This is a genomic window from Microbacterium sp. C-MGS6 (genome assembly GCF_058140415.1).
This window is the reverse complement of the sequence record NZ_CM176934.1, coordinates 3,325,281-3,346,883: the sequence shown is the minus strand read 5'-3', so window position 1 is coordinate 3,346,883 and position 21,603 is coordinate 3,325,281. Positions and strand designations below refer to the sequence as shown.

General features: G+C 68.2%; 27 protein-coding genes. 14 read left to right on the top strand and 13 right to left on the bottom strand.

What is annotated here, in order from left to right:
* Nucleotide 1 precedes the first annotated feature (1 nt).
* The 6 genes from AC3B5L_RS16560 to AC3B5L_RS16535 all read left to right on the top strand — a co-directional run bounded on the left by AC3B5L_RS16560 (nt 2) and on the right by AC3B5L_RS16535 (nt 4,340).
* Complete coding sequence (locus AC3B5L_RS16560) at nt 2-724, top strand: DNA-3-methyladenine glycosylase (protein ID WP_259952550.1); 723 nt, start codon at nt 2-4, stop codon at nt 722-724.
* A 191-nt stretch (nt 725-915) separates the two neighbouring features.
* Complete coding sequence (gene rpmB / locus AC3B5L_RS16555; protein WP_017203559.1) at nt 916-1,152, top strand: 50S ribosomal protein L28; 237 nt, start codon at nt 916-918, stop codon at nt 1,150-1,152.
* Nucleotides 1,152-1,322, top strand: a complete 171-nt coding sequence (gene rpmG / locus AC3B5L_RS16550) for a 50S ribosomal protein L33 (RefSeq protein ID WP_017203558.1) — start codon at nt 1,152-1,154, stop codon at nt 1,320-1,322. The genes rpmB and rpmG overlap by 1 nt, the downstream gene beginning before the upstream one ends.
* Nucleotides 1,323-1,325: 3 nt before the next feature.
* On the top strand, nt 1,326-1,631 hold the full coding sequence (gene rpsN / locus AC3B5L_RS16545; protein WP_017829734.1) for a 30S ribosomal protein S14: 306 nt from the start codon (nt 1,326-1,328) through the stop codon (nt 1,629-1,631).
* Nucleotides 1,632-1,957: 326 nt separating this feature from the next.
* Complete coding sequence (locus AC3B5L_RS16540; protein WP_017203554.1) at nt 1,958-2,245, top strand: HU family DNA-binding protein; 288 nt, start codon at nt 1,958-1,960, stop codon at nt 2,243-2,245.
* Nucleotides 2,246-2,327: 82 nt separating this feature from the next.
* On the top strand, nt 2,328-4,340 hold the full coding sequence (locus AC3B5L_RS16535; protein WP_232089123.1) for a bifunctional copper resistance protein CopD/cytochrome c oxidase assembly protein: 2,013 nt from the start codon (nt 2,328-2,330) through the stop codon (nt 4,338-4,340).
* Between the two features lie 13 nt (nt 4,341-4,353).
* On the opposite strand, the gene AC3B5L_RS16530 is transcribed toward AC3B5L_RS16535, so the two are convergent.
* Nucleotides 4,354-5,424: a hypothetical protein gene (locus tag AC3B5L_RS16530; RefSeq protein WP_187662683.1), complete on the bottom strand. Its 1,071-nt coding sequence runs from the start codon at nt 5,422-5,424 to the stop codon at nt 4,354-4,356.
* Nucleotides 5,425-5,541: 117 nt separating this feature from the next.
* Between AC3B5L_RS16530 and AC3B5L_RS16525 the strand changes: the two genes are divergently transcribed.
* Nucleotides 5,542-6,939, top strand: coding sequence for an ATP-dependent DNA helicase (locus tag AC3B5L_RS16525; RefSeq protein ID WP_259952533.1), 1,398 nt, complete (start codon nt 5,542-5,544; stop codon nt 6,937-6,939).
* Nucleotides 6,940-6,952: 13 nt separating this feature from the next.
* On the opposite strand, the gene AC3B5L_RS16520 is transcribed toward AC3B5L_RS16525, so the two are convergent.
* On the bottom strand, nt 6,953-7,600 hold the full coding sequence (locus AC3B5L_RS16520; RefSeq protein ID WP_060922936.1) for a biliverdin-producing heme oxygenase: 648 nt from the start codon (nt 7,598-7,600) through the stop codon (nt 6,953-6,955).
* A gap of 57 nt (nt 7,601-7,657) precedes the next feature.
* Complete coding sequence (locus tag AC3B5L_RS16515; RefSeq protein WP_259952531.1) at nt 7,658-7,972, bottom strand: DUF2470 domain-containing protein; 315 nt, start codon at nt 7,970-7,972, stop codon at nt 7,658-7,660.
* An 85-nt stretch (nt 7,973-8,057) separates the two neighbouring features.
* Here AC3B5L_RS16515 and AC3B5L_RS16510 point away from each other — a divergent pair, with 85 nt between their 5' ends.
* Nucleotides 8,058-9,338 carry a serine hydrolase domain-containing protein gene (locus AC3B5L_RS16510; protein ID WP_187662681.1) on the top strand — a complete coding sequence of 427 codons (1,281 nt, stop codon included), beginning with the start codon at nt 8,058-8,060 and terminating at the stop codon, nt 9,336-9,338.
* 28 nt (nt 9,339-9,366) lie between these two features.
* Nucleotides 9,367-10,383 carry a magnesium/cobalt transporter CorA gene (gene corA, locus AC3B5L_RS16505; protein ID WP_187662680.1) on the top strand — a complete coding sequence of 339 codons (1,017 nt, stop codon included), beginning with the start codon at nt 9,367-9,369 and terminating at the stop codon, nt 10,381-10,383.
* 17 nt (nt 10,384-10,400) lie between these two features.
* Here the strand turns inward: corA and AC3B5L_RS16500 are convergent, their stop codons facing one another.
* Nucleotides 10,401-10,610 carry a multidrug transporter gene (locus AC3B5L_RS16500; RefSeq protein ID WP_259952527.1) on the bottom strand — a complete coding sequence of 70 codons (210 nt, stop codon included), beginning with the start codon at nt 10,608-10,610 and terminating at the stop codon, nt 10,401-10,403.
* Nucleotides 10,597-11,952 carry an APC family permease gene (locus AC3B5L_RS16495; protein WP_187662678.1) on the bottom strand — a complete coding sequence of 452 codons (1,356 nt, stop codon included), beginning with the start codon at nt 11,950-11,952 and terminating at the stop codon, nt 10,597-10,599. Before AC3B5L_RS16495 ends, AC3B5L_RS16500 begins: the two co-directional genes overlap by 14 nt.
* A 171-nt stretch (nt 11,953-12,123) precedes the next feature.
* On the opposite strand from AC3B5L_RS16495, the gene AC3B5L_RS16490 reads away from it, so the two are divergent.
* Nucleotides 12,124-12,777 (top strand): MIP/aquaporin family protein, encoded by a 654-nt coding sequence (locus tag AC3B5L_RS16490; protein ID WP_187662677.1) that lies wholly within the window; start codon nt 12,124-12,126, stop codon nt 12,775-12,777.
* Between the two features lie 53 nt (nt 12,778-12,830).
* On the opposite strand, the gene AC3B5L_RS16485 is transcribed toward AC3B5L_RS16490, so the two are convergent.
* On the bottom strand, nt 12,831-13,859 hold the full coding sequence (locus AC3B5L_RS16485; RefSeq protein WP_259952524.1) for an FUSC family protein: 1,029 nt from the start codon (nt 13,857-13,859) through the stop codon (nt 12,831-12,833).
* Nucleotides 13,860-13,909: 50 nt separating this feature from the next.
* Here AC3B5L_RS16485 and AC3B5L_RS16480 point away from each other — a divergent pair, with 50 nt between their 5' ends.
* Nucleotides 13,910-14,791 carry a Rossmann-fold NAD(P)-binding domain-containing protein gene (locus AC3B5L_RS16480; protein WP_259952522.1) on the top strand — a complete coding sequence of 294 codons (882 nt, stop codon included), beginning with the start codon at nt 13,910-13,912 and terminating at the stop codon, nt 14,789-14,791.
* A gap of 257 nt (nt 14,792-15,048) precedes the next feature.
* On the opposite strand, the gene AC3B5L_RS16475 is transcribed toward AC3B5L_RS16480, so the two are convergent.
* The 4 genes from AC3B5L_RS16475 to AC3B5L_RS16460 form a co-directional block, all read right to left on the bottom strand.
* Nucleotides 15,049-15,336, bottom strand: a complete 288-nt coding sequence (locus AC3B5L_RS16475) for a hypothetical protein (protein ID WP_259952521.1) — start codon at nt 15,334-15,336, stop codon at nt 15,049-15,051.
* 240 nt (nt 15,337-15,576) lie between these two features.
* Complete coding sequence (locus tag AC3B5L_RS16470; protein WP_490096414.1) at nt 15,577-16,107, bottom strand: zeta toxin family protein; 531 nt, start codon at nt 16,105-16,107, stop codon at nt 15,577-15,579.
* A 15-nt stretch (nt 16,108-16,122) separates the two neighbouring features.
* Nucleotides 16,123-16,695, bottom strand: coding sequence for a hypothetical protein (locus AC3B5L_RS16465; RefSeq protein ID WP_259952514.1), 573 nt, complete (start codon nt 16,693-16,695; stop codon nt 16,123-16,125).
* Nucleotides 16,696-16,701: 6 nt separating this feature from the next.
* The gene (locus AC3B5L_RS16460; protein ID WP_259952513.1) at nt 16,702-16,971 is read right to left on the bottom strand and encodes a hypothetical protein; all 270 of its coding nucleotides are present in this window, start codon (nt 16,969-16,971) and stop codon (nt 16,702-16,704) included.
* A gap of 563 nt (nt 16,972-17,534) precedes the next feature.
* Here AC3B5L_RS16460 and AC3B5L_RS16455 point away from each other — a divergent pair.
* Complete coding sequence (locus tag AC3B5L_RS16455; RefSeq protein ID WP_259952512.1) at nt 17,535-17,729, top strand: hypothetical protein; 195 nt, start codon at nt 17,535-17,537, stop codon at nt 17,727-17,729.
* A 296-nt stretch (nt 17,730-18,025) separates the two neighbouring features.
* Here AC3B5L_RS16455 and AC3B5L_RS16450 read toward each other — a convergent pair whose 3' ends face one another.
* The gene (locus tag AC3B5L_RS16450) at nt 18,026-18,280 is read right to left on the bottom strand and encodes a hypothetical protein (RefSeq protein ID WP_259952507.1); all 255 of its coding nucleotides are present in this window, start codon (nt 18,278-18,280) and stop codon (nt 18,026-18,028) included.
* A gap of 167 nt (nt 18,281-18,447) precedes the next feature.
* Here AC3B5L_RS16450 and AC3B5L_RS16445 point away from each other — a divergent pair, with 167 nt between their 5' ends.
* Nucleotides 18,448-18,699 (top strand): hypothetical protein, encoded by a 252-nt coding sequence (locus AC3B5L_RS16445; RefSeq protein ID WP_259952506.1) that lies wholly within the window; start codon nt 18,448-18,450, stop codon nt 18,697-18,699.
* A 572-nt stretch (nt 18,700-19,271) separates the two neighbouring features.
* Here the strand turns inward: AC3B5L_RS16445 and AC3B5L_RS16440 are convergent.
* Nucleotides 19,272-19,865, bottom strand: a complete 594-nt coding sequence (locus tag AC3B5L_RS16440; protein ID WP_490095987.1) for a hypothetical protein — start codon at nt 19,863-19,865, stop codon at nt 19,272-19,274.
* Between the two features lie 231 nt (nt 19,866-20,096).
* Here AC3B5L_RS16440 and AC3B5L_RS16435 point away from each other — a divergent pair, with 231 nt between their 5' ends.
* Nucleotides 20,097-20,729 carry a hypothetical protein gene (locus AC3B5L_RS16435; RefSeq protein ID WP_259952503.1) on the top strand — a complete coding sequence of 211 codons (633 nt, stop codon included), beginning with the start codon at nt 20,097-20,099 and terminating at the stop codon, nt 20,727-20,729.
* Nucleotides 20,730-20,786: 57 nt separating this feature from the next.
* Here the strand turns inward: AC3B5L_RS16435 and AC3B5L_RS16430 are convergent, their stop codons facing one another.
* Entirely contained in the window at nt 20,787-21,341 is a 555-nt protein-coding gene (locus AC3B5L_RS16430) for a hypothetical protein (RefSeq protein ID WP_259952502.1), read from the bottom strand.
* Nucleotides 21,342-21,603: the final 262 nt, after the last annotated feature.

Sequence of the window (21,603 nt, the reverse complement as noted above, 5' to 3'; positions counted from 1 at the left end):
CATGACGGGGCCCCTGGCGCTGCGGCGCGCGACCCGCGACGACGTGATGCGCTCCGCCGTGGAGGTCGCGCCGACGCTCCTCGGCGCGGAGCTGCGGACCGTGGTCGTCGAGGACGGTCGCCCGGTGGAGGTGCGCGTGCGGATCACCGAGGTGGAGGCCTATCACGGGCAGGGCACCGGAGCGCTGGCGGACCCGGGGTCCCACGCCCGCATGGGCCGCACCGCCCGGAACGCCACGATGTGGGGCGAGCCGGGCCATCTCTACGTGTACCTGAGTCACGGCATCCACTCCTGCGTCAACGTGGCCTGCGGTCCCGAGGGGCAGGGTGACGGGGTGCTGCTGCGCGCGGGGGAGATCGTGACCGGGGTGGAGGAGGCGGCCCGGCGACGGCGTGCGGTCCTCCCGCTCGGCCGCACCGCTCGGCGGGACCTCGCGCGTGGGCCCGGACGGCTCGGACAGGCCGCGGGACTGCGGCACTCCCTGCACGACGGCATCGACGCCATCACCGGCGAGGAGCGGAACGGCGCCAGGGCGGAGTTGTGGCTCGGCCCTCCCGTGGTCGACGTGGCCCAGGGCCCGCGGGTGGGGGTGGCGGGCATCGCCGGCACGGACGCGTTCCCTTGGCGCTTCTGGATCCCCAGCGACCCCACGGTGTCCGCGTTCCGGTGGGGCCGGGGCGCCGCCGACGCTTCGAGTCGCGCGAATGGCGGCGTTTCGGGCTGAGATGGGGCCATTCAGGCGATTCGAGCAGCTGCTCGGAGCCGTGCTAGACTGACTCTTCGTCTGCGCACGCTCCTGTGCGCAGTTCGTGTGCTCCCCCTTCTTCCGCCGAGAGATCGGCATGCGGGGCGGCGTGCAGACAAGGGATCTTGGGTGAGGCCGTCCGGTCTCACGGTAATGAAGGAGTCATCATCATGGCAGCAGTGTGCCAGGTGACCGGAGCTGTTCCCGGCTTCGGTCACAACGTCTCGCACTCGCACCGCCGGACGAAGCGTCGCTTCGACCCGAACGTGCAGAAGAAGACCTATTTCGTGCCCTCGCTCGGTCGTAAGATCACGCTCAACGTGTCCGCCAAGGGCATCAAGGTGATCGACGTGCGCGGCATCGAGAACGTCGTCAAGGACCTCCAGGCGAAGGGTGTGAAGCTCTAATGGCCAAGAAGGCTCAGGACGTCCGTCCGATCATCAAGCTGCGTTCGACGGCGGGTACGGGTTACACGTACGTGACCAAGAAGAACCGCCGCAACACCCCCGACCGCCTCGTGCTCAAGAAGTACGACCCGGTCATCCGTCAGCACGTCGAATTCCGAGAGGAGCGTTGATCCATGGCTAAGAAGAGCAAGATCGCGCGCAACGAGCAGCGCAAGGTCATCGTCGAGCGCTACGCCGAGCGTCGTGCCGAGCTGAAGAAGACCCTGGTCGACCCGAACGCCACCGACGAGGCCCGCGAGGCCGCCCGCGTCGGCCTGCAGAAGCTGCCGCGCAACGCGTCGCCGGCTCGCGTGCGTTCGCGCGACGTCATCGACGGCCGCCCCCGTGGTGTCCTCACGAAGTTCGGCATCTCGCGTGTCCGCTTCCGTGACATGGCGCACCGTGGCGAGCTGCCCGGCGTGACCAAGTCGAGCTGGTAAGCACCCAGCGAGAAGGGGCGGGGATCTTCGGATCCTCGCCCCTTTTGCATGCCCGGGAACGCAGGCGATCACGCCGGATCAGGCGCGTATGCCAGGGAGTGCCTGATGCCGCGCGGCGGCCTGAACGCGCGAGCGTGCGGCCGAAAACCTGTGGCACGAGTGGCCAATGTGACGCGACACGCCGGGAAATAGGTCGAAACCCGCGAAATGACGCGGAAATCCGGGTCGCCGTTGGTACATTCGAGGCGGTCACACGACCAACGGGGAGCACCCGCTCCTCGTACCCACACACACGATGCGACGGTCCTTCGTCGCTGGAGGATGACATGGCTGACAAGTCCATCACCAAGACCGAGCTCGTCGCGAGCATCGCTTCCGCCACCGGCCAGAGCCAGGCCACCGTCTCCGGTGTCCTCGACTCGCTGTTCGCCACGGTCTCCGACGCCGTCGCCAAGGGCAGCAAGGTCTCCATCCCGGGCTGGATCTCGTTCGAGCAGGTCGACACGGCCGCCCGCACGGGCCGCAACCCGCAGACCGGCGCCGAGATCAAGATCCCGGCCGGCAAGCGCGTCAAGGTGACCGCCGGCTCCAAGCTCAAGGCTGCCGTCAAGTAAGACCGCACCCGTTCGAAGGTCGCCCCCGCTTCGGGGGCGGCCTTCGTGCGTTCTCCCTGCTGCGCGCGCCTAGGCTGGAGGGGTGAGTTCCCGCACCGAGACGCCGCGCCCGACGTCGGCGTACCGTCTCGCCGGCATCGTGATCCTCCTCGTCGCAGCCGGAGCCGCTCTGGTCTGGGCGCTTCTGGTCGGGGGAGGGGCGAACCCGCCGCTGCTGCAGGATCCAGGGCCGGTGGTGCTGTGGGGCACGCCCTTGGCGAAGCTCGTGATGAACATCGCCGGCGCCGTCATGCTCGGCTCCCTCGTGCTGGCGCTCTTCGGACTGCAGGCGGGGGAGCGCACCTTCGACACGGCCCTGAACATCGCGTCCATCGGCGCCGCCGTCTTCACCGTCTCCGCCGGGCTCGCCGGGTTCTTCTCCTTCATGGCCGCCTTCAACCCGCAGCTCAGCATCGAGCGCGAGTTCGGTTCGCAGCTCGGCCGCTTCCTGCTCGAGCTCCCGCTGGGGCAGTCGTGGCTGATCACAACGATCCTGGGCGCCGTCATCACGGTGCTCGCGTTCGCCTGGCGCACCTGGACACCCACGCTGCTCACCGCCCTGCTGGCCGCGGTGTCTTTCCTGCCGCTGGCGACCCAGGGGCACGCGGGGGACCTCGACGGACACAACATGGCCGTCAACTCGATCCTCCTGCACACCATCGGCGCGGCGGCGTGGCTCGGCGGGCTGCTCCTTCTCGTGCTGTTGCGCGGGCAGCAGGGGCTCGACCTCCCCCGGCTCGTCGGCCGCTACTCGTCCCTGGCGATCGCGGCCTTCGCGGTCGTCGCCTTCTCCGGCTTCACGCGGTCGATCGTGGCCGTCGGGAGCTGGGAGGCCGTGTGGACGACCCCCTACGGACTCATCGTCGTCGTCAAGGCCGTCCTGCTCGTCGGCATGGGACTGCTCGGCGCCTGGTACCGCACGCGGCTGATCCCGAAGCTGAGCGGCGCCCGCGCCTCCCGGTGGTTCTGGGCTCTGGTCCTCGGCGAGGTGGCGCTCATGGGCCTCGCCTCCGGCGCGGCGGCCGCGCTCGCTCGCACGCCCCCGCCGACCGGAGAGGTCGCCGCGTTCGCGCAGACCCCCGCGCAGATCCTCACCGGCTCGCTGCTGCCGCCGGAGCTCACTCTGGAGCGCTGGTTCACGGCCTGGGACATCGACGTGCTGTGGCTCGTCGCGGCGGGCTTCGGACTCTTCTTCTACCTCGCAGGGGTGCGCCGACTCCGGGTGCGCGGCGATCGCTGGCCGATCCACCGCACCGTGTTCTGGGTGCTCGGTCTGCTCCTGCTGGTGTGGGTGACCGGCGGACCCATCAACGCGTACCAGGAGTACCTCTTCAGCGTGCACATGCTGGGGCACATGATGCTCTCGATGGCGATCCCGCTGCTCCTCGTCTCCGGCGCGCCGATCACCCTCGCGCTGCGCGCCATCCACAAGCGCGACGACGGCACCCGCGGTGGTCGCGAATGGATCATGTGGGCCGTCCACTCGCCGTTCGCGAGGGTCGTGACGCACCCGATCGTGGCGGCGGCGATCTTCATCCTGTCCCTCTGGGCGTTCTACTTCACCGACCTGGTGCGCTGGTCGATGTTCGAGCACCTCGGGCACGAGTGGATGGTCGCCCACTTCCTGATCTCTGGGTACCTCTTCGTGATGAGTCTGATCGGCGCCGACCCGGTGCCGTATCGCCTGCCGTACCCCGGCCGGCTCATCACCCTCATCGCCGTGATGGCCATGCACGCGTTCTTCGGCATGGCGATCATGATGCAGGAGGGGCTCATGGTCGCCGACTGGTTCGGTGCGATGGGCCGCGACTGGGGCGCCGACCCGATGACCGACCAGTACGTGGGCGGGGGCATCGCGTGGTCGATCGGGGAGATCCCGACGCTCATCCTCGCGATCACCGTCGCCATCCAGTGGAGCCGGAGCGACACCAAGCTCCAGCGTCGCCGCGATCGGCATGCCGATCGCACCGGCGATGCCGAGCTGGAGGAGTACAACGCGCGGCTCGCCGACCTCGCGGCCCGGGATCAGCGCGCGGCGGAGCGCCAGGGCCGCTGACCGGGCACCGGTCTCACTTCACGGGATCGTCCGGGGAGCCGACGCGGATCGATGCCGAGCCGTCCGGGAGGATGGCGATGGAGCCGTTGACCCGGAAGGGCACGTCTTCGGAGACCGGCTCCACGGAGCCGTCGAAGAGCGACTGGATCTCGACCTCGACGTGCGCCACGGCGTCGGTGGCCGGGATCTGCCAGTGACCGTCGTCGGACGGCGCGACCATGATCTCGGGCTGCTGGGCGATGGACCACTTCGGCGGCGCGGCGATCCTGTTCTCGACGCGCAGGCCGAACGGGCACGCGGTGGGCTGCAGCACCTCCTGCGTGGTGCACGCGGTGAGGAACTCCTCGACGCGCTCCTGGACCACGTCGACGAACTCCTCCGTCGGCTCGGTCTGCACATCGAGAGGGGTCACAGCGAGCGGCTCGTCGGCGAGCACGCCGTGCCCGGTGGACTCCGCGATCGCGGTGTCAACCGTCACGGAGTAGAGCCCGGGGGTGAAGACGAGCAGCGGGAGAGGCTCCAGGGGCAGCGCCGCGGGCCCGGCGGCGGAGACCTGGCGGCGGTCGACCTCGAACCCGTTCACGGAGAACCGGTCGGCTCCGCGCACCGTGAGCTCGACGACGGCGAGGGGGCTGGTCGTGAACCGCCAGTTCGGTGTGACGCCGGCCCAGCCGTCCTGCGCGACGTGGAACGTGGTGGTGCCGGAGTGGCCGCCGGCGCGGTAGCTGACGGTCACCGCGGTGCCGTCGCCGGAGGGCTCCTCGGATTCGACCTCGACGTCGCTGAGCGGACCGAGGGCGGAGCGGCGCAGCATCGCCTCGGACGCGGCGGGGTCGATCCCGGCGTCATCGAGGGTCTCCCGGTCGATAGCGACACCGGGAACGCGGAGGGCATCGGCGGCTCGCCCCTCGGAGAGCAGGTCGAGATAGCGGACCACGAACGCCGACGGGCCGTAGAACTGCCGGTAGAGCGTCGCGCCGCCCGCGCCGATCGCGGCCAGCAGGAGGACGCCGATGAGGCCCAGGATCGCCAGATCGGCGCCCAGGCGCGACCGCCGGGGCGCGCGCGTCCCGGCCCGCTCCATGCCGGTCAGTCTAGGAGGGCGTCCTGGGGGGACGCCGAGCGTCGGCGGCCCCGTCCCGGACGGGGCACGTAGCATGGGGGAGCGCCCCGTGTCCGCCCCGTCAGCCCTGTGAGAACCGTGTCCCTTCCCGCCCTGTCCGAGGAGCAGCAGGAGCTGTTCCGGCTCATCGAGGACACCAGCGAGCACGTGTTCATCACGGGACGCGCCGGCACCGGGAAGTCCACGCTGCTGCAGCACTTCGCCTGGAACACGAAGAAGCAGATCGCGATCTGCGCTCCCACGGGCGTCGCAGCGTTGAACGTGGAGGGGCAGACGATCCACTCCCTGTTCCGCCTCCCGATCGGCCTCATCGGGGACGGCGACATCGATCAGAACGATGCGACCCGACGCATCCTCAACGCGATCGAGACCCTCGTCATCGATGAGATCTCCATGGTCAACGCCGACCTCATGGACGCCATCGATCGGTCGCTGCGGCAGGCGAGAGGGCGGCGGGGAGAGCCCTTCGGCGGTGTGCAGGTCGTCATGTTCGGCGACCCCTATCAGCTCGCTCCGGTCCCGCCCCGGGGCGATGAGGCTCGGTACGTGAAGGATCACTACCGGTCGTTCTGGTTCTTCGACGCGAAGGTGTGGGCGGGCCCGTCGACAGGCTCAGGGGCCCAAGGAGCCCAGGGGGCGTTGTTCGAGGTGGACACCCGGGCGGAGCTGCACGTGCGGGAGCTCGTGCAGATCCACCGCCAGTCGGACGACGGCTTCAAGTCCATGCTCAACGCCGTCCGCTATGGACGGGTGACGGCGGAGATCGCCGGGATCCTCAACGCTCAGGGCGCGCGCACCCCGCCGGAGCCCGAGCCCGGCGAGGTGCCGATGATCACCCTCGCCACCCGCAACGACATCGTGAACAGCATCAACAGCCGGCATCTCGCCGCGCTGCCCGGCAAGGAGCAGACCGCGCGGGCGGAGGTCAACGGCGACTTCGGCCGCGGCGAGGCCTCTCTCCCCGCCGAATCCGAGCTCAAGCTCAAGGTGGGGGCGCAGGTGATGTTCCTGCGCAACGACACCGCGATGACCGGAGAGCCGCCGCGCTGGGTCAACGGCACCATCGGGACGGTGACCCGCATCCTCGGCGGGACCGTGCGGGTGGAGATCGACGGCGAGGAGGTCGACGTCGAGCCGGCCGTCTGGGAGCGGTTCCGGTACGCCTACGACCCCAACACGAAGAAGCTCTCCCGGGACGTCGTCGCCGAGTTCACGCAGTTCCCGCTGCGGCTCGCGTGGGCCGTGACGATCCACAAGTCCCAGGGCAAGACCTACGATCGCGCCGTGATCGACCTGGGCTCCGGGGCCTTCGCGCCGGGGCAGACCTACGTCGCGCTGAGCCGGCTCACGTCGCTCGACGGGCTGTACCTCTCCCGTCCGTTGCGGCCGAGCGACATCCGCGTGGATGAGGACGTGCGCCGGTTCATGCGCGATGCGTGGCTGGCGGCCTCGACGCCGGAGCTGCCGAGGACCTGAGGTCGCTGCCGGGTCAGGCGGCGGCGCGGGCGCGGTCGAGGTCTTCGAAGAGCTCGGTGTTGAAGCGGTACGCCAGCAGCACCTCGTCGATGACGCGCTCGCGCTCCGCCTCGTCCCACGGAGCGGCGTCGAGCTGCTCGCGATAGACGTCCTTGAAGGCGGAGGGGTCGGCGATGTCGTCGAACAGGTAGAAGCCGATGCCGTTGGTCTCGAAGCCGAAGCGCCGCGCCATCACCCGCCCGATGAAGATGCCGCCGGAGAGATCGCCGAGGTACCGGGTGTAGTGGTGCGCCACGAACCCGCCCGCCCACGTCGCGCCCACCTGACGGATGCGGTCGACGTAGCGCTGCGTGGTGGGCAGGGGTGCGATCCGCTCGCGCCACTCGGGGCCGAGGAGGAAGGCGAGATCGGCTTCGAGCGCGGGGAGGCGCGTGAGCTTGTCGCTGAGGAACACGGAGGCCACCGGGTCCTGACGCATCCGCTCTCCCGCGCCTTCGAGGGCGTCGTAGATGAAGTAGTGCTGCGCGACCAGGGCGATGTAGTCCTCGCGCGACCCTTCGCCCTTGAGTAGATCGGACATGAAGCCGGCGGTCTCGCTGCGGGAGTGCGAGCCGGAGGAGCGCTCGCGGAGGGCGGCGGAGAAGGACAGGATCTCGGGCATGGCTTCAGTGTAAGGGCAGCCTAACCTTGGGCGGAAGCCCGAACTGTGCGGGACGACTCAGTCGTGCGGACGCGGTTCGATGCCCAGGCGCGCGCAGGCCGCGTCGTACAGGGCCACGACCTCGCGGCGCACCTCTCGGCGCTCGGTGATCGGACCGCCGGGCCACGGGACGCGGAGCTCCGACGTCGAGCCACCGCGGGAGATCTCCCAGACCCCGACCTGCCCGTCGAAGCCGGTCATCACCGCCCCGTCGATCGCCTCCGCGCACGGTTCGGCGAAGGCGCGGGCGATGAGGAGGTTGTCGTCCGTGTGGTCGCCGTTCATGTGGCGGAGGACGGCGGCGATCACGTCGGCATCGAAATCATGGGGCACAGGGACACCCTACGACGCCACGCGGGGCCGACTTTCAGCATCCGCGTTCTAGACTCAGGGGACACGTCTTCGGGGGTTCCCACACATGCAGCTTCTCTCGTCGCGCCGGTGGCGCGCCGCAGCGGCCACGGCGGCCGTTCTCGGTCTCGTCCTCACCGGATGCTCCTCCGAGGGCTCCTTCAGCTATACGCCACCCCCGCAGGTCGACGCCACGCTTCCCGACGACACGGTCGCGGCGCTGCAGGGCGCGGTCGACAACGCGCTCGCGGCCTCCGGGGCCAGCGGGGCGATCGTCGGGGTCTGGGTGCCGTGGAGCGGCACCTGGGTCGCCGCCACGGGCACGCAGGACAAGGCGGACGGCGGCGAGCTCTCCACCGACATGTCGTTCCGCATCGCCGACATCACCCGGTTGATGACCTGCGACGTCCTCTACGCGCTCGCCGACGAGGGCACCGTGGAGCTCGACGCGAAGGTGCCGGAGTACGTCTCGGGCGTCGCCGACATGGCCGATGTCACTCTCCTCGATCTGTGCAACGGAACCAGTGGCGCCGGTTCGTCCGAGGCGACGGTCAAGAGCGCGTGGCTGAACACGCCGGAGCGGGTCTGGGCGCCCCTCGAGCTCGCGGGTTACGGTCTCGGCCGCGCGCGCGTCGCTCCGCAGACCACGTTCCGCGACTCCGACGCCGGATACCTTCTCCTCGGCCTCGCGTTGGAGCGCGCCTCGGGGATGAGCGCGCGCGAACTGATCGCCGAGTACGTCACCGAGCCGCTGGAGCTCGCCGACACCTCGCTGCCGTCGCCCGCTGCGGCACCGCCGTCGGAGGGGGCGTCGCTCAGCGGACACTACATGGGAGCCGTCGAGGGCGGTTTCACCTGCGCCGCGCCCGTCGACATCACGACGATGTCCTCCAGCACCGGCTTCACCGATTCGGGTGTGGTGTCGACGATCACCGACCTCGGGCGGTACATGCAGGCTGAGGCCAAGCAGGTGCTGCGCACGAAGGACGAGCCGGACCGCTTCGCGTCGCCGCTCCCCGCGTACGACAAGGCACCATCGTGGTACCAGGCGACCGGTGGCGCCTACATCGTCGGTTCTATGATCGGTCAGCACGGCTGGACTCCCGGCTACGCGACGGCGGCGTACTCCGACCCGACGACCGGCTTCACGGTGGCCGTGGTGCTGAACGACTCCACGGGCGGTGCGCGCTTCGCCCAGCAACTCTCCTGGGAGCTGGCGGCGATCGCCTCCAAGGCTCCCGCGGCGGCCGGGGAGACGGCTCCGGAGTTCGGTCTTCCCTATACGGCCGAGCAGTATCACACGGCGATCGCGAACGCCGCGCTCGCGTGCGTCCCTCCGGCCGGCTGAGCGCGTCTTCGACGAGCAGGAGGTCCGCATGGCGATCGTCGACAACGCCGTCTACGTCGATGGCGTGCGCACCGAGAACCCGCAGAGCCTGAACGACACGTTCGAGCGGATCCGCGAACGACGGGGCATGGGGTGGATCGGTCTGTATCGGCCGAGCCCCGAGGAGATCCGCGCCGTGGCTGACGAGTTCGGCATCCACGAGCTGGTCGTGGAGGACGCGCTCTCCGGTCACCAGCGCGCCAAGCTGGAGCGGTACGGCGACGTGCTGTTCATGGTCCTCCGCCCCGCCCGCTATCTCGACGAGCGCGAGGAGGTCGAGTTCGGCGAGGTGCACGTGCTGGTAGGACCCGACTTCGTCGTGACGATCCGTCATGCGGAGTCGCCGGACCTCGGCCGCGTGCGTCGCCGGCTCGAGGCCGATCCCGCTCTGCTCGCCCACGGCCCTGAGGCGGTGCTCTACGCGATCCTCGACGAGGTCGTCGACGAGTACTCCCCGGTCCTCGCCGGACTCGAGAACGACATCGACGAGATCGAGGGTCAGCTCTTCGAGGAGGACGCGGACGCGACCCAGCGGATCTACGACCTCGGTCGCGAGGTGATCGACTTCCAGCGGGCGACGCAGCCGCTGACCGGCATGCTCGAGGCGCTGCTCCGCGGATCCGAGAAGTACCGCGTGAGCGAGGAGCTCCAGCGGTACCTGCGGGACGTCCTCGACCACACCCTGCGCGTGAGCGACAAGGCGACGACCTTCCGCTCCGTCCTCGACAACGCCCTCACGGTCGAGTCGACCATCGTCGCGCGACGCCAGAACGACGAGATGCGACGGATGACGGAACTCAGCATCCGCCAGAACGATGAGGTGAAGAAGATCTCCGGCTGGGCGGCGATCCTCTTCGCTCCGACGCTCGTCGGCACCGTCTACGGCATGAACTTCGACCACATGCCGGAGCTGCACTGGGCACTCGGGTACCCTATGGCGGTGCTGCTCATGGTGGCGATGGGCGTCGGGCTCTACGCGGCGTTCAAGCGCAAGGGCTGGCTGTAGCGCCCGACGGCGCCGGATCAGTCCTCGCCGTCGGCCTCCGGCATGCCAGGACCGGGGCCCGGGCGCACCTCCGCGTCGTCGCGGATGTCGATGCGCGTGTTGCCGTCGTGCTCCGAGACGTCCACGCGCGGCGCGGCGTCGGCCTCCGTGGCATCGGGAGCGGAGGTCAGCTGGTCGTGACGGTTCTCCTCGAACGTCTCGTCAGCGGCGTTGTCAGGCGTGCTCATGGCTCTCCTTCGTGTCGGCGGTCTTCGATCGATTGCGGGTCCATCGGGCGACAGCGTAGAGCACCCCGCCGACGGCGAGGAGGATGGCGCCGAACAGCCACACCTGCGGACGCTGCTGGGTGAGCAGCAGGATGCAGGACGCGATGCCCAGCACCGGGACGAACGTCCACACGCGGAAGTGGTCGTGCTCGACCTTGTCGCGGCGCAGGACCAGCACCGAGATGTTCACGCTCAGGAAGACGACGAGCAGCAGCAGCACGACGGTCTCGGCGAGGGTCGCGAGGTCTCCGACCAGCGTGAGGCCCATCGCCACGAGCGTCGTGGTCAGGATCGCGACCCACGGGGTCTTCCGCTTCGGCAGGACGCGCCCGAGCACCGACGGCAGGAGGTTCTGCTCCGCCATGCCGTAGGTGAGGCGGCTGACCATGATCATCGTGAGCAGCGCACCGTTGGCGACTGCGATGAGGGCGATGAGGCTGAACAGCCAGGACGGGACGCTGACCCCGGTGGCCTCGACGACCGCGAGCAGCGGACCGCTGGACTCCTGCAGTTCGGACGCCGGCAGGGCGACGGCGCTGGCGATGCCGACGAGTACATACACGACGCCCGCGGTGAGGAGTGCTCCGAACAGCGCGCGGGGATAGGTCCGCCGCGGGTCCTTGACCTCTTCGATCATGTTGGCGGAGGTCTCGAAGCCGACGAAGGAGTAGTACGCGATCACCGCGCCGGAGAGCACCGCCAGCGCGACGTTCGCCCCCTCCGGCACCTGCGTCGCCCGGGACAGGTCGCCGCCCCCGCCGCCGACGAACACCGCCACGACGACGATCACGATGACGAGGCCGCTGAGCTCGATCGCCGTCATCACGAGGTTCGCGCCCATCGACTCGCGGATGCCGCGGGCGTTGAGCAGGCCGACGATCGCGAGGAAGACGATCGCGACCGGGATGGTCGGCAGGTCGATGAAGGTGCTGAGGTAGTCGCCGGCGAAGGCGATGGCGAGACCGGCCGCGCTGGTCACACCCGCCGCGAGCATGCTGAAGCCGACGAGGAAGGAGACCAGCGGGCTGTGGAACGCGCGCTCGGCGAAGACCGCGGCGCCGCCGGCGCGCGGATACTTGGTGACGAGTTCCGCATACGAGCCGGCGGTGAGCATGGCGAGAAGGAGGGCGAGGACGAGCGGTGCCCAGAGCAGACCGCCCACGTCCTCCGACAGCACGCCCATGAGCGCATAGATCCCCGCGCCCAGGACGTCACCGAGGATGAACGCGAACAGGAGGGGGCCGGTGATGGCGCGGCGCAGCCGGGTGGGTGTCTCGGCGCGCGGCTCGGTCTGGGCGGTCATCCTTGCACGGTACGGCCCGGAAGCCGGTGGGGGCGACGGGCTTGACAGTCCCGCCGCCAATGAGCCAGCACAGGACGACCTCGCGCTATCCTCAGTGCCGCAAGGCGGGTCGTCGCCCGGACCGTTCCGGGGAGACGGGGGGCCGCCTGCGATCCACAGAAGGACACTCTCATGATCGGTACACCTCGTAAGGCGCTCGCAGAAGCGATCGCCACGTTCCTCTTCGTCCTCGCCATCATCGCCGCGGTGAACAGCGGAAGCCCGCTCACCCCGCTCGCGATCGGCTTCACGTTGATGGTGCTCGTGTACTCCACGGGCCACATCTCCGGCGCCCACCTCAACCCGGCGGTCTCGCTGGGCGTGTTCCTGCGCGGCGGGCTCAGCGTCGCCGACTTCGTCTCCTACCTCGTCGCGCAGTTCGCCGGCGGGGCGCTCGCCGCTCTCGTGGCTCTCGCCGTCTGGCCGGCGGGGGAGAAGGCGATGGTCATCGAGGTCGGCCCGGCGTTCCTCGTCGAGGCGCTGTTCACCCTGATCCTCGTCTGGGTCGTGCTGAACTCCGCCACCTCGAAGGACACGGCGGGCAACTCGTTCTACGGACTCGCGATCGGTGCGACCGTCTTCGTCGGTGCGGCGACGGTCGGCTCCATCTCGGGTGGCGGATTCAACCCCGCGGTGGCGCTCGGCCTCTCGGTCAGCGGGCACTTCGCGTGGAGCTCCCTTTGGCTCTACATCGTGGCTCCCGCGGCCGGTGCGATCATCGCGGCGCTGCTGTTCCGGGTGCTCAACGCCGACGACGCGCGGAAGATCGCTGCGGACGCCGAGTAGACACGATCGACGGAGCGCCGCATCCTTCCGGGGTGCGGCGCTTCGTCGTGTCGTCAGGGGCGGCGCCGACCCCGCCGCCGCAGCGCGGCCGACGCGACGGCGACGATCGTGCCGACGAGGACGCCGATGATCGTCTCCAGGACGCGATCGGTCAGCAGGTCGGCGACCGGGGTGGGTGCGGCCAGGTGCACCATCAGGAGGGCCAGCGGAGTGACGAACACCATGGCGATGCCGTAGTTGCGGCCGATGAACAGTTCCGCCGTCCCCTGCAGGACCACCACGACAGCGATCACGGCGAGAGGCGGCATGTCGAGAGCGAGGATCCCGGCGGCCACCAGCACGCCGAGCAGCGTGCCGACGAGGCGCTGGATGCCGCGGATCACGCGGGCGTTGAGCTGCGCGCCGCTGACTGCCGCCACCGCGCCGACCGCCGCCCAGTACCAGTGAGTGCCGCCGAGGAGCAGGCCCACGACTCCGGCACCGACGATCGCGACGGCGACCGAGGCGGCCATCTCGGCGGCGACCGGGCCCACGGACGGGCGCCGTCGCGGCGGCGCCTCCGCCGTGCTCCGGGTGACCACGGCGACGAGGACGGTGAGTGCGAGGCCGAAGAGCACGCTCGCCCCGCCGACGAGCAGGACCGCGCCGAAGGAGGCGCCGGTGGCGGGGATGGTCGCGCATGCGCCGGTCGCGAAGACCGTGAACAGCGGACCGGGCGGGTGCCACTGCAGGACGTAGGCGAGGAGCGTCACGGCCGCCGCGACCAGTGCGACGACGAGGATGCTCAGCACGGCGGGGGCGGCGAGGACCGACAGCGCCGTGCCGATCAGCATCGCGCCGAGCAGCACGCCTCCGGCACTCGCCTGCATGCGGATCCGGTCGCGGAAGACGTCGTGCCGGCCGTAGAGCGCGGCGAAGGCGCCGAAGCTCGCGTAGATGCTGAGGTCGAGCCGGCCGACGGCCCACAGCACGAGCAGCGGGACGGCGACGCTCACCGCGGCGCGCAGGGCCACCCGGTGATCGCCGCGGTGCGGGCCGACGCGCAGGACCCCCGTCCACACCCGTCCCTGCGATTCCGTCACCGATCAAGCCTACGTCCGTCGCCCGGCACCGATGTGCGAGGGTGGAGGAGATGACCACTCCGCCTCCGCCGCGCCGCACCCTCCTCGTCGGCTTCGGGAAACTCGGCGCCCGGCTCGCGCCGCTGCTCCTCGGGGACGGAGGCGCCGTCGTGGCACTCCGCCGCAGTGCCGGAGCGGTTCCGGACGGTGTGCAGGCGCTCTCCGCCGACCTCGCCGTCCCGCTCACGGGTCCGCTGCCCGAGGTCGACGCGATGGTGGTGACGCTGCCACCCGGGCCGGACGTGTCGTTGTACCGCACGGCGCTCTCGCACCTCGCGGCGGCGTTGCCGTCCCCGCCCGCGCGGACGCTCTTCGTCTCGTCGACCGGGGTGTTCGACGGCGCCGGTGGCGCCGAGCCGGTGACCGAGCGGGTCGAGCCGGTGCCCACCACGGGTCGCGGCCGCGGTCTGCGCGACGGAGAGCGCGCGGCCGTCGAGCTCTTCGACGCCGTGGTCGTGCGCCCCGCCGGCATCTACGGTCCCGGGCGTGAGTTCCTCCTCCGGAAGGTCAGGGAGGGGGCTCCGGTGGCCCACCGTCGCCGCACGAACCGGATCCACGAGATCGACCTGGTGCGCGCTCTCGACCTGCTGCTGCGGACGCCGGAGCCCCCGGCGCTCGTGCACGCCGTCGATGCGGCACCCGCTCCTCTGGGAGACGTCATGACCTTCCTCGCCGACCGCCTCGGTCTGCCGGTACCGCCCGACGACGGCAGTGCGCCGAGCGGCTTCGTCTACGACGGCACGCTCTTGCGTTCGGTTCTCGGGGACCTCGCGTACCCGACGTACGAGGACGGGTACACGGAGATGATCGCGGCGCGAGGTCCGTGGCCTGCACGTCTTCACGGAACCACTCCATCTGGCGAGCCAGGGCGCGCGGATCGCTCGTCGTTGTGATCTCCTCCTCGACGTCGGCTCAGCCAGCGCCGGTCCACGGCTGTTCCTGCCAGCTCCGACCTTCGGGGATCCCGGCGAACTCTCCCCCTCGGTCCAGAGCTGCACACGTCGCTGACCGTCGAACTCATAGACCGTCGCGAGGGTCTCGCTCTCGTAGACCTTCCATCGAGGATCCTCGCGCTGCTCGGCTGTGAGCTACTCCGGTTCAACCTCTGACGCGGAGGTCCTACCGAGGTCCGTAGTGTCGCCTGCCGGCGTCAGCACATCTTCGAATGATCCGGCGGGGTGGGCCAGTACCTCTTTGATGCGCTCGAGGACCTGCTCCATGTGAGCAGGTGCGGGGCTCTTCGCCGCCGGCCCTCCACGTGATGCAGGACATCCATCAGAGTGTCCAGGTCCTCCAACTGGAGCGAGTCACCCTCGATGTGGTCATAGGTCCAGGGCACACGGTCCACCAGGGTTGCCCGCTGTTCCTCAGCCCAGGGGATGCCGGGAGCAGATTCGACAGGGTTGCCCGTCGAGCTCTCGGCGATGTGGTCAGTCATCGTCGTCGCCTCTCACTCTCGCATCACGCCGGCGCGCGACCAAGGGGTCCCCACCCTCGTCGATGAACGGAATCGACGCGTAGCAGCGGGGGTTAGTTGAGCCGGGGACCGTTCGCCTCGGAACCGAAGGGCCCCGTGACCGGCTCGGTTCTCGGGTGGGGCTGCGTGGGCCGCTGCGGGTCTGCGGCCCGTTCCGTAGCGACGCGCACCGCTCGGATCGTCGAAGGGACCTCCGCCGCGTCATGGGTGGCGCGGATGGCCTCTGGCGCTGCTTAGCCGAGGCGCCTCATGGTGGGTTCGCAAGTCGGGCGTCGCATCGGGGACTTGGGACATCATCACAGCCGCCGACAGGCACTCTCTCGCCCAGCGCTGTTCTTCGTGCGCCGTCAACGTGCTCGGCAGCCCTCCGGCGTCGATAGCGCGACGTGTCTCCTGCGAGGCGACGGGTGCAGTGTCCGGGGAGACGGAGCGATCGTAGAGCACGGGCTGTGACCGGGTGCTCACCGCGATGTGGTCGACGATGCCGGCAGCGACGAGCTGCTCGACAGTCCTCCGAGGAAGCGCGACACCGCGCCGAGAAGATACCGCGCCAGAAACCGCGAGAGCTCGCACCTCCACGCGGTACCCGCTGTCGCGAAACGCGCGAATCGTCGCGTCGACGACGCCCAGCTGACGCATCGTCGTCTCCAAGATCACGCTGCGCCTCGCCCGGCGGAGATGGGCGGCGGCCATCCCTACCCAGGGTCTTGATAGAAGATCATCCGTTCTCAGAGCAGTGGTGGTCGGTCAGTCCGAGCAGTCGACCGGCTGACGCGGGACACGCACGAGCAGGATGCGCTTTCGTCGGCGGGCGGCGATCCTCATTCCCGGAACGCAGCGCATGTAGATCCGCGCGAGACGCTCATCCTTCGTGTGCGCGTAGACGATGATCTGACGGGCGTCTGCGACGGTCGTCAGCGCGTCGCGTACGTGGAGACGAAGCCGGTGGCCTTCGAGGGTTGCGCCGGGGCGGATCACGTGATCGGCGAGGTACCAGCCGCGCGGCGTGGAGACGATCGCGAGGCGAGCATCGGGAGTGGCGTACGTGCAGCGTTCCATGCGCGCCCACTGGAGAGCGAAAGCCATCAGCAAGGTGGCTGCCAGCACGAGTACGGCAACCCCCAGCAGCACCCACCAGGGAGCACCCGAGAGCGCCACGGCGACCACGACGAAACACAGAGTCAGGACAATCAGCAGGATGCTGGTGTACCGCAGCGGCTGATAGCTCATCGTCCACACAGCCGCCTGATAGGACTGCAGCAGCGTCTCCCAGCGCGTCCCCGCGACGGCTGGCGGAATCCGTACGTTGCGTTTACCCACTCGGTGTCACGCCCGGATGAGCGACGCGTTCAGGAACTCTGCAAACTTGCGCACGACGGCCTCATCGTCGTCCAGATCCGGAAGTGGTTCGCCATCAACATTCACCGGGGCGAAGTACACGGGGCGCTCGAACTCGATCAGCTCCAAGCGCAGAACGCGCTTCGAGGACACGGCGTTGTTCGGACGGCCCTTCTCCGACGCCACGCGCGTGATGTGGTCGGTGTTGACGAGGCTGTGTTCACCAATGACGGCCTCACGAAGAGTGATGAATGCCAACGGAACTCCTTGAACTAGGTGATGGTGATGCGAAACGTGCAAGCAGCAGCCATGAGCGCCGCATCGCTGGTGTCAATCTCAGTCTCGCGTGAAGCACGGACACCCGGGTACCCTCGGGAAGCCAGAAAGCTCGGCACTAGCTTGCCCGTGCTTGCTCGGGACCTGCACGCCTCGACCGTTTCGGTGCGACTGTCCGTCAGCTGGTCTAGAATGTACGCAGAAGCAATACCCCTCCAAAACTGCGTAGCAGTGGAGGGTGCACTACCCCGACTGCGTAGCAGCGGGATACCCGCGTAGCGGGTATCGATGAGATCCCAAGCCGGCGGGACCGGCCCCCTGTCTCATCGGCGGAGAGGCCCTAAGCCGGCGGGACCGGCACCCTGTCTCCCCGCAGGTGGTCTGCGCTCGCGCCGTCATCTCCCGTCCTCCCCGTGGGTCCGGGCTAGGTGTCCGCTGAGTCGATCGCAGATTGCGGATCAGTCCGCCCACCAAAAGCCCAAGCTGACCTTGTCTTTCCTGACCGGCGCCGGGCGACGGGGCGCTAGTGCCAGTTCGGAGACACGGTGTCTGACTACCTCTCGCAGCTCCTCGACGCCGCGCCGCCCGCATCGGTCGTCGCCCTGGTCGCGGTCAGCGCCCACTATTGCCTCAAAGTGCTCCTCGCGATCATGGCAACCTTCGGACGGGGCGAACGCCGGAAGAACGCCGAGCGCGTGCTGAAACTCTTGGTGCGACCAAAACGACCCCGGGGTTCATAGAGTTCGATCGTCCGTCGACGCCACGCGCCGTGCTTGGCTGCCTCCAGCACCGATCCCGCTTGTGATCGCTTGTCGCCGGTAGGCAGAGCGCATCGCGCCAGGATTGCCCATCGCCGGGCAACATTCACCGTGGCCCCAGTCGTTCCCAGCCCCTCTTGGATAGAACAAATATACGAATCTCAAGCGGTTGCTGAATCTCCGATATCGAGTATTATGTCAGCTCACAGAGCGGGGCAATGGCGTGCGGTCCAGGCCATGGAGAGGTCCAGGGTTCGTTGGCCCGAACCCCTCCATGGTTACAGCCCGCGGTCGGCGGCGATCACGTGCACCCTGAGGGTGTCCCCCTCGACTGCCCAGTACACGGTGAGGTCCGTCCCCGGGACCTTGGTCCCATAGAGCTTCCGGGTGGACACGAACTCGGACCACGGGGCGCGCCGCGCGTACTCCGGGTCCTCGAGGATGCGTTCGATGACATCCCACAACTGGTTGTAACTGTGGTCGTCGAGGGTGTCTTCGGCGCCCTGCGCCACCAAGGTGAATGAAACTTCCATACGACAAGGATACCATGGGTTTTACCCCCCTAGGGGCAAAACCCACCGAACCCCGAATGCCCAACTACCCTAAACTCGTGCTACATTTGAATCACTAGCTGAGAGCAGCTAGGAGAGAACGCGGCCCGGAGCCGCGGAAAGTGACATTAAAGGGGACCGACCAGATCATGACACTCGTGCATTCAGATGCCCGGGGCCGTCTCAGCCTTGGGAAGATCGTCCAGGCTGATCGCGACTACCGGGTGACCACCAGCCCGCACGGCACCGTCACGCTCGAACCAGTGACGGTGATCTCCGACTACGAGGCAAAGGTCCTCGCGAACAAGCCACTCGTTGAGGCACTGGATATCGCCGCCGCTCAGGTTGAGCGAGGCGAGGTCCACACCGTGACCCGACGCCGGCGACTCACACCAGCCTGACAATGTTCAGGAACGCACAAGGGCCCGTGACGATTGTCACGGGCCCTTGTGCGTGTCCGGTGGGGGAGCCGTGCTTGATCACTTAGGCCGAATTTTTGAGCTCGCGAGCTGGGGCTGGCAGAGGTCCGCCAACCGCTCCAAAGGACGGACCGGTGATAAATGCCCTGATGGAAGAACTCGCTTAGGGCTTCTGGGCTCCCGGATTCTCCCCAGCGAGGTGTGCACGACCCGATGCCGGCGATCCTCAGCCCGACACCTGGGACGCATGACTCATCCCGTCCTCAGCGCCTCGGTTGTCAGAGCTGATTGAACTCGTCGAGGTAGTCGGGGGGCATGGAGTCCACGAGGTTTCGTAAGTCCATTTCGTTGATGAAGGGTGCAGCAGTGACGCCGACCCACCTATGTGTTGCGGCTGACCAGGCTTCGATCGCCTCCGAAACGACAAAACCGACGAGGCGTGCGTACGTGTCTGGTCCAGCCCATGTGCTCGCCAGGTGATTCATCTCGCCATGCACGATTCCTGACATACCGGAATAAGCCGAAGCGATCGACGGGATCTCGTCGTTGAGACGCTACGAGTAGTTGAACGCGGTCTTTGCCCTTCCCCTCCCAACGATCACTTGCGCCACGTCATCGGTTTCCTTGCCCCTCTTATCCATCCTCCGACTGATCTTGATACCGTCCTCGACCAGTGTTTCTATGACTCGATCGCGTAATTCGACGGCCTTCTCCGGGTCGGCTGGCGCGCCCGTATGGATGGAGTGGAACAGCGAGGCGTAGGCGCGTGCGGCCCGCGTGTCAGAGTCTTGGCCGGCCGCGAGAACCCACGACGCGGAAGCGGAGACCTCTGCGATCGCACGCGCGATGGGGGTCGCCGGTACTGGGTAGAACGTCTCGTGCTGCATGAGCAAATGCAGCCCTTCAAGGTGCGACAGTAATGCATTCGCCATCGATTGCGCGTGTTCCAAACGGTAGTCGAAAGCCAGCCGTTGGCTTCCCCGCTGGATGGCTGCTCGGTCGCTCCCGATCACGGTCGTCGCGGGCGCGTTCAGCACCCAACTCCGCATCTTCCCGGTGATGCGTGTGACGTGGGTACGACTCTGTTGCACGATCCGTCGGGTCGAGACGCCCGCCAGCTCGAACCGTCTGCGGCCCTCATCGTCCATGCGTCCATCATGGCGTGCCCGTCGCGGACATTCGGGTCTCGGTCCTTTGGGTGCTGCTCCTGTGGTTGCGGATGGTCGCTGCGGAAGCACGGAGCGGAGTTATCGTCGCGGACAGCGAACCAGCGGAACCGCAGGGAGCCTGCCCGCTCGGATGGCGCGACTTCGCGCTGTACCCACCAGTGTGCCGCGCGGCACGAAGAGAAGCCGCTGGCTCTGGTTACAGTGATCTGCGTGAGTGGTGACGACGCTGAGATCCGCGACCTTCAGAAGGCTCTCTACGGGAGGGACGGCACCGTGACGAGGGAAGGACTCGACCGGCTCGCTTCTCTCAGATCTCCGAGGGAAACCGTTTCAGCTCCAGCTTGCGTTGACGAAGCCGAGGAGGAGCTCGAGAACCCGGTGACCTCTCACAGCGACGAGGAGGGCGGCCGCGCAGTCTGCCCGCCGACGGTCGCGACGGGCTCTTCCGGCTCCTCCAGGAACGCATGGCTGTTGAGTGCTGGTGGCGTCGGGCTTCTGGGGCTCGGCGTGGTTGCAGGCCTAGCGCTGGAGGCGAATGAGCCTACCCAGCCGATTGCGCATGCGGTGCCACCGTCCATCGGGATGCTCAAGGAAGACACGGTCGTCTACTTCGGAGAGGTCGGAGAATCACGAGTGTGGTCGGCGGTCGATCTGGAAGGACGCCGCTGCGTGTTGGCCGCCGCTCCGCCGCCGACCAATGGCGGAGACATGGTCTGCAAGTCAGACGCCTCGACTGTCGCCCTCTCGGTCCCGAGCGGGCGCACAGGCCTCGCAATGGAGTACGCGGTGTCCTTTGACCCTGAAGGCCGCGCCCTTCCGACGCTCACCGTTACTCGCGGGTGAGGTCAATGGTTGACGGGTGCATCAAGATTCTCGATGCACCCGTCAACGTCACGTAGGTTAGCTACGCGTGATCTTCTTGACGGTCACAGGCGACGAGAAGTACTGCGTGTTGCCCGCCGCGGCCCAGACACCATACTGAAGGCTCGAGCCGTACCAGGCGGTCGTTGTGTAGGCGCCCGCGGACAGCTTGATAGCGGGTCCCCACGTTCCGGTGTATGTGCCCGTTCCGCGGAAGCAATACACCGCTTCCTTCGCGCCGGCGGTGACGGTCAGCTTCGCCGGGTTGTCCAGACACTTCATGTCGATCGCGAACGTCGAGATCGGGGCCTCCGACGGCGTCGCTGCGATCTGCACCCCTGTCTCGACGTCGACCAGGATGTCCATCGGGACGTGTGCCTCCGCCGCTTCGGCAAGGAGCTGCTGGACTTCCTCGGGTGACTGCTCCTCTGCCAGCGCGAACAGCTCGTCCCGCTGCTCAAGGTCATTCTGGATGACCCCAGGAATCTGCTCGACGGTGATGCTCCCCTTCGTGGAAGCGGATGCGGGTGCAGCAACAAGCGCGCTGGCGATCAAAGCGGCTGCGACTGCCCCAAGGGCATGACGAATCTTCATCAATCCTCCGGTTGTTTGGCCCCCACACTGGGGCACTGCTCTCAACCTAGAAGCTTGCCAACACCCCTGTCTGTCCCCCATGTGGCCTACACCTCGCGCCATGCGAGCAATGCTTGATGTCGCTCGTGAACACGAGTGCAGTGCCTGCACTGGCTCCTCTCCGAGCTGGTCACGCCCCCGGAGGAACCCACCTTCCTCGCGGGGGTTCTGCGCCCGCTGGCTGGCCAGCAAACAGAAGGCCCCGTCCTCGTCGGAGGACAGG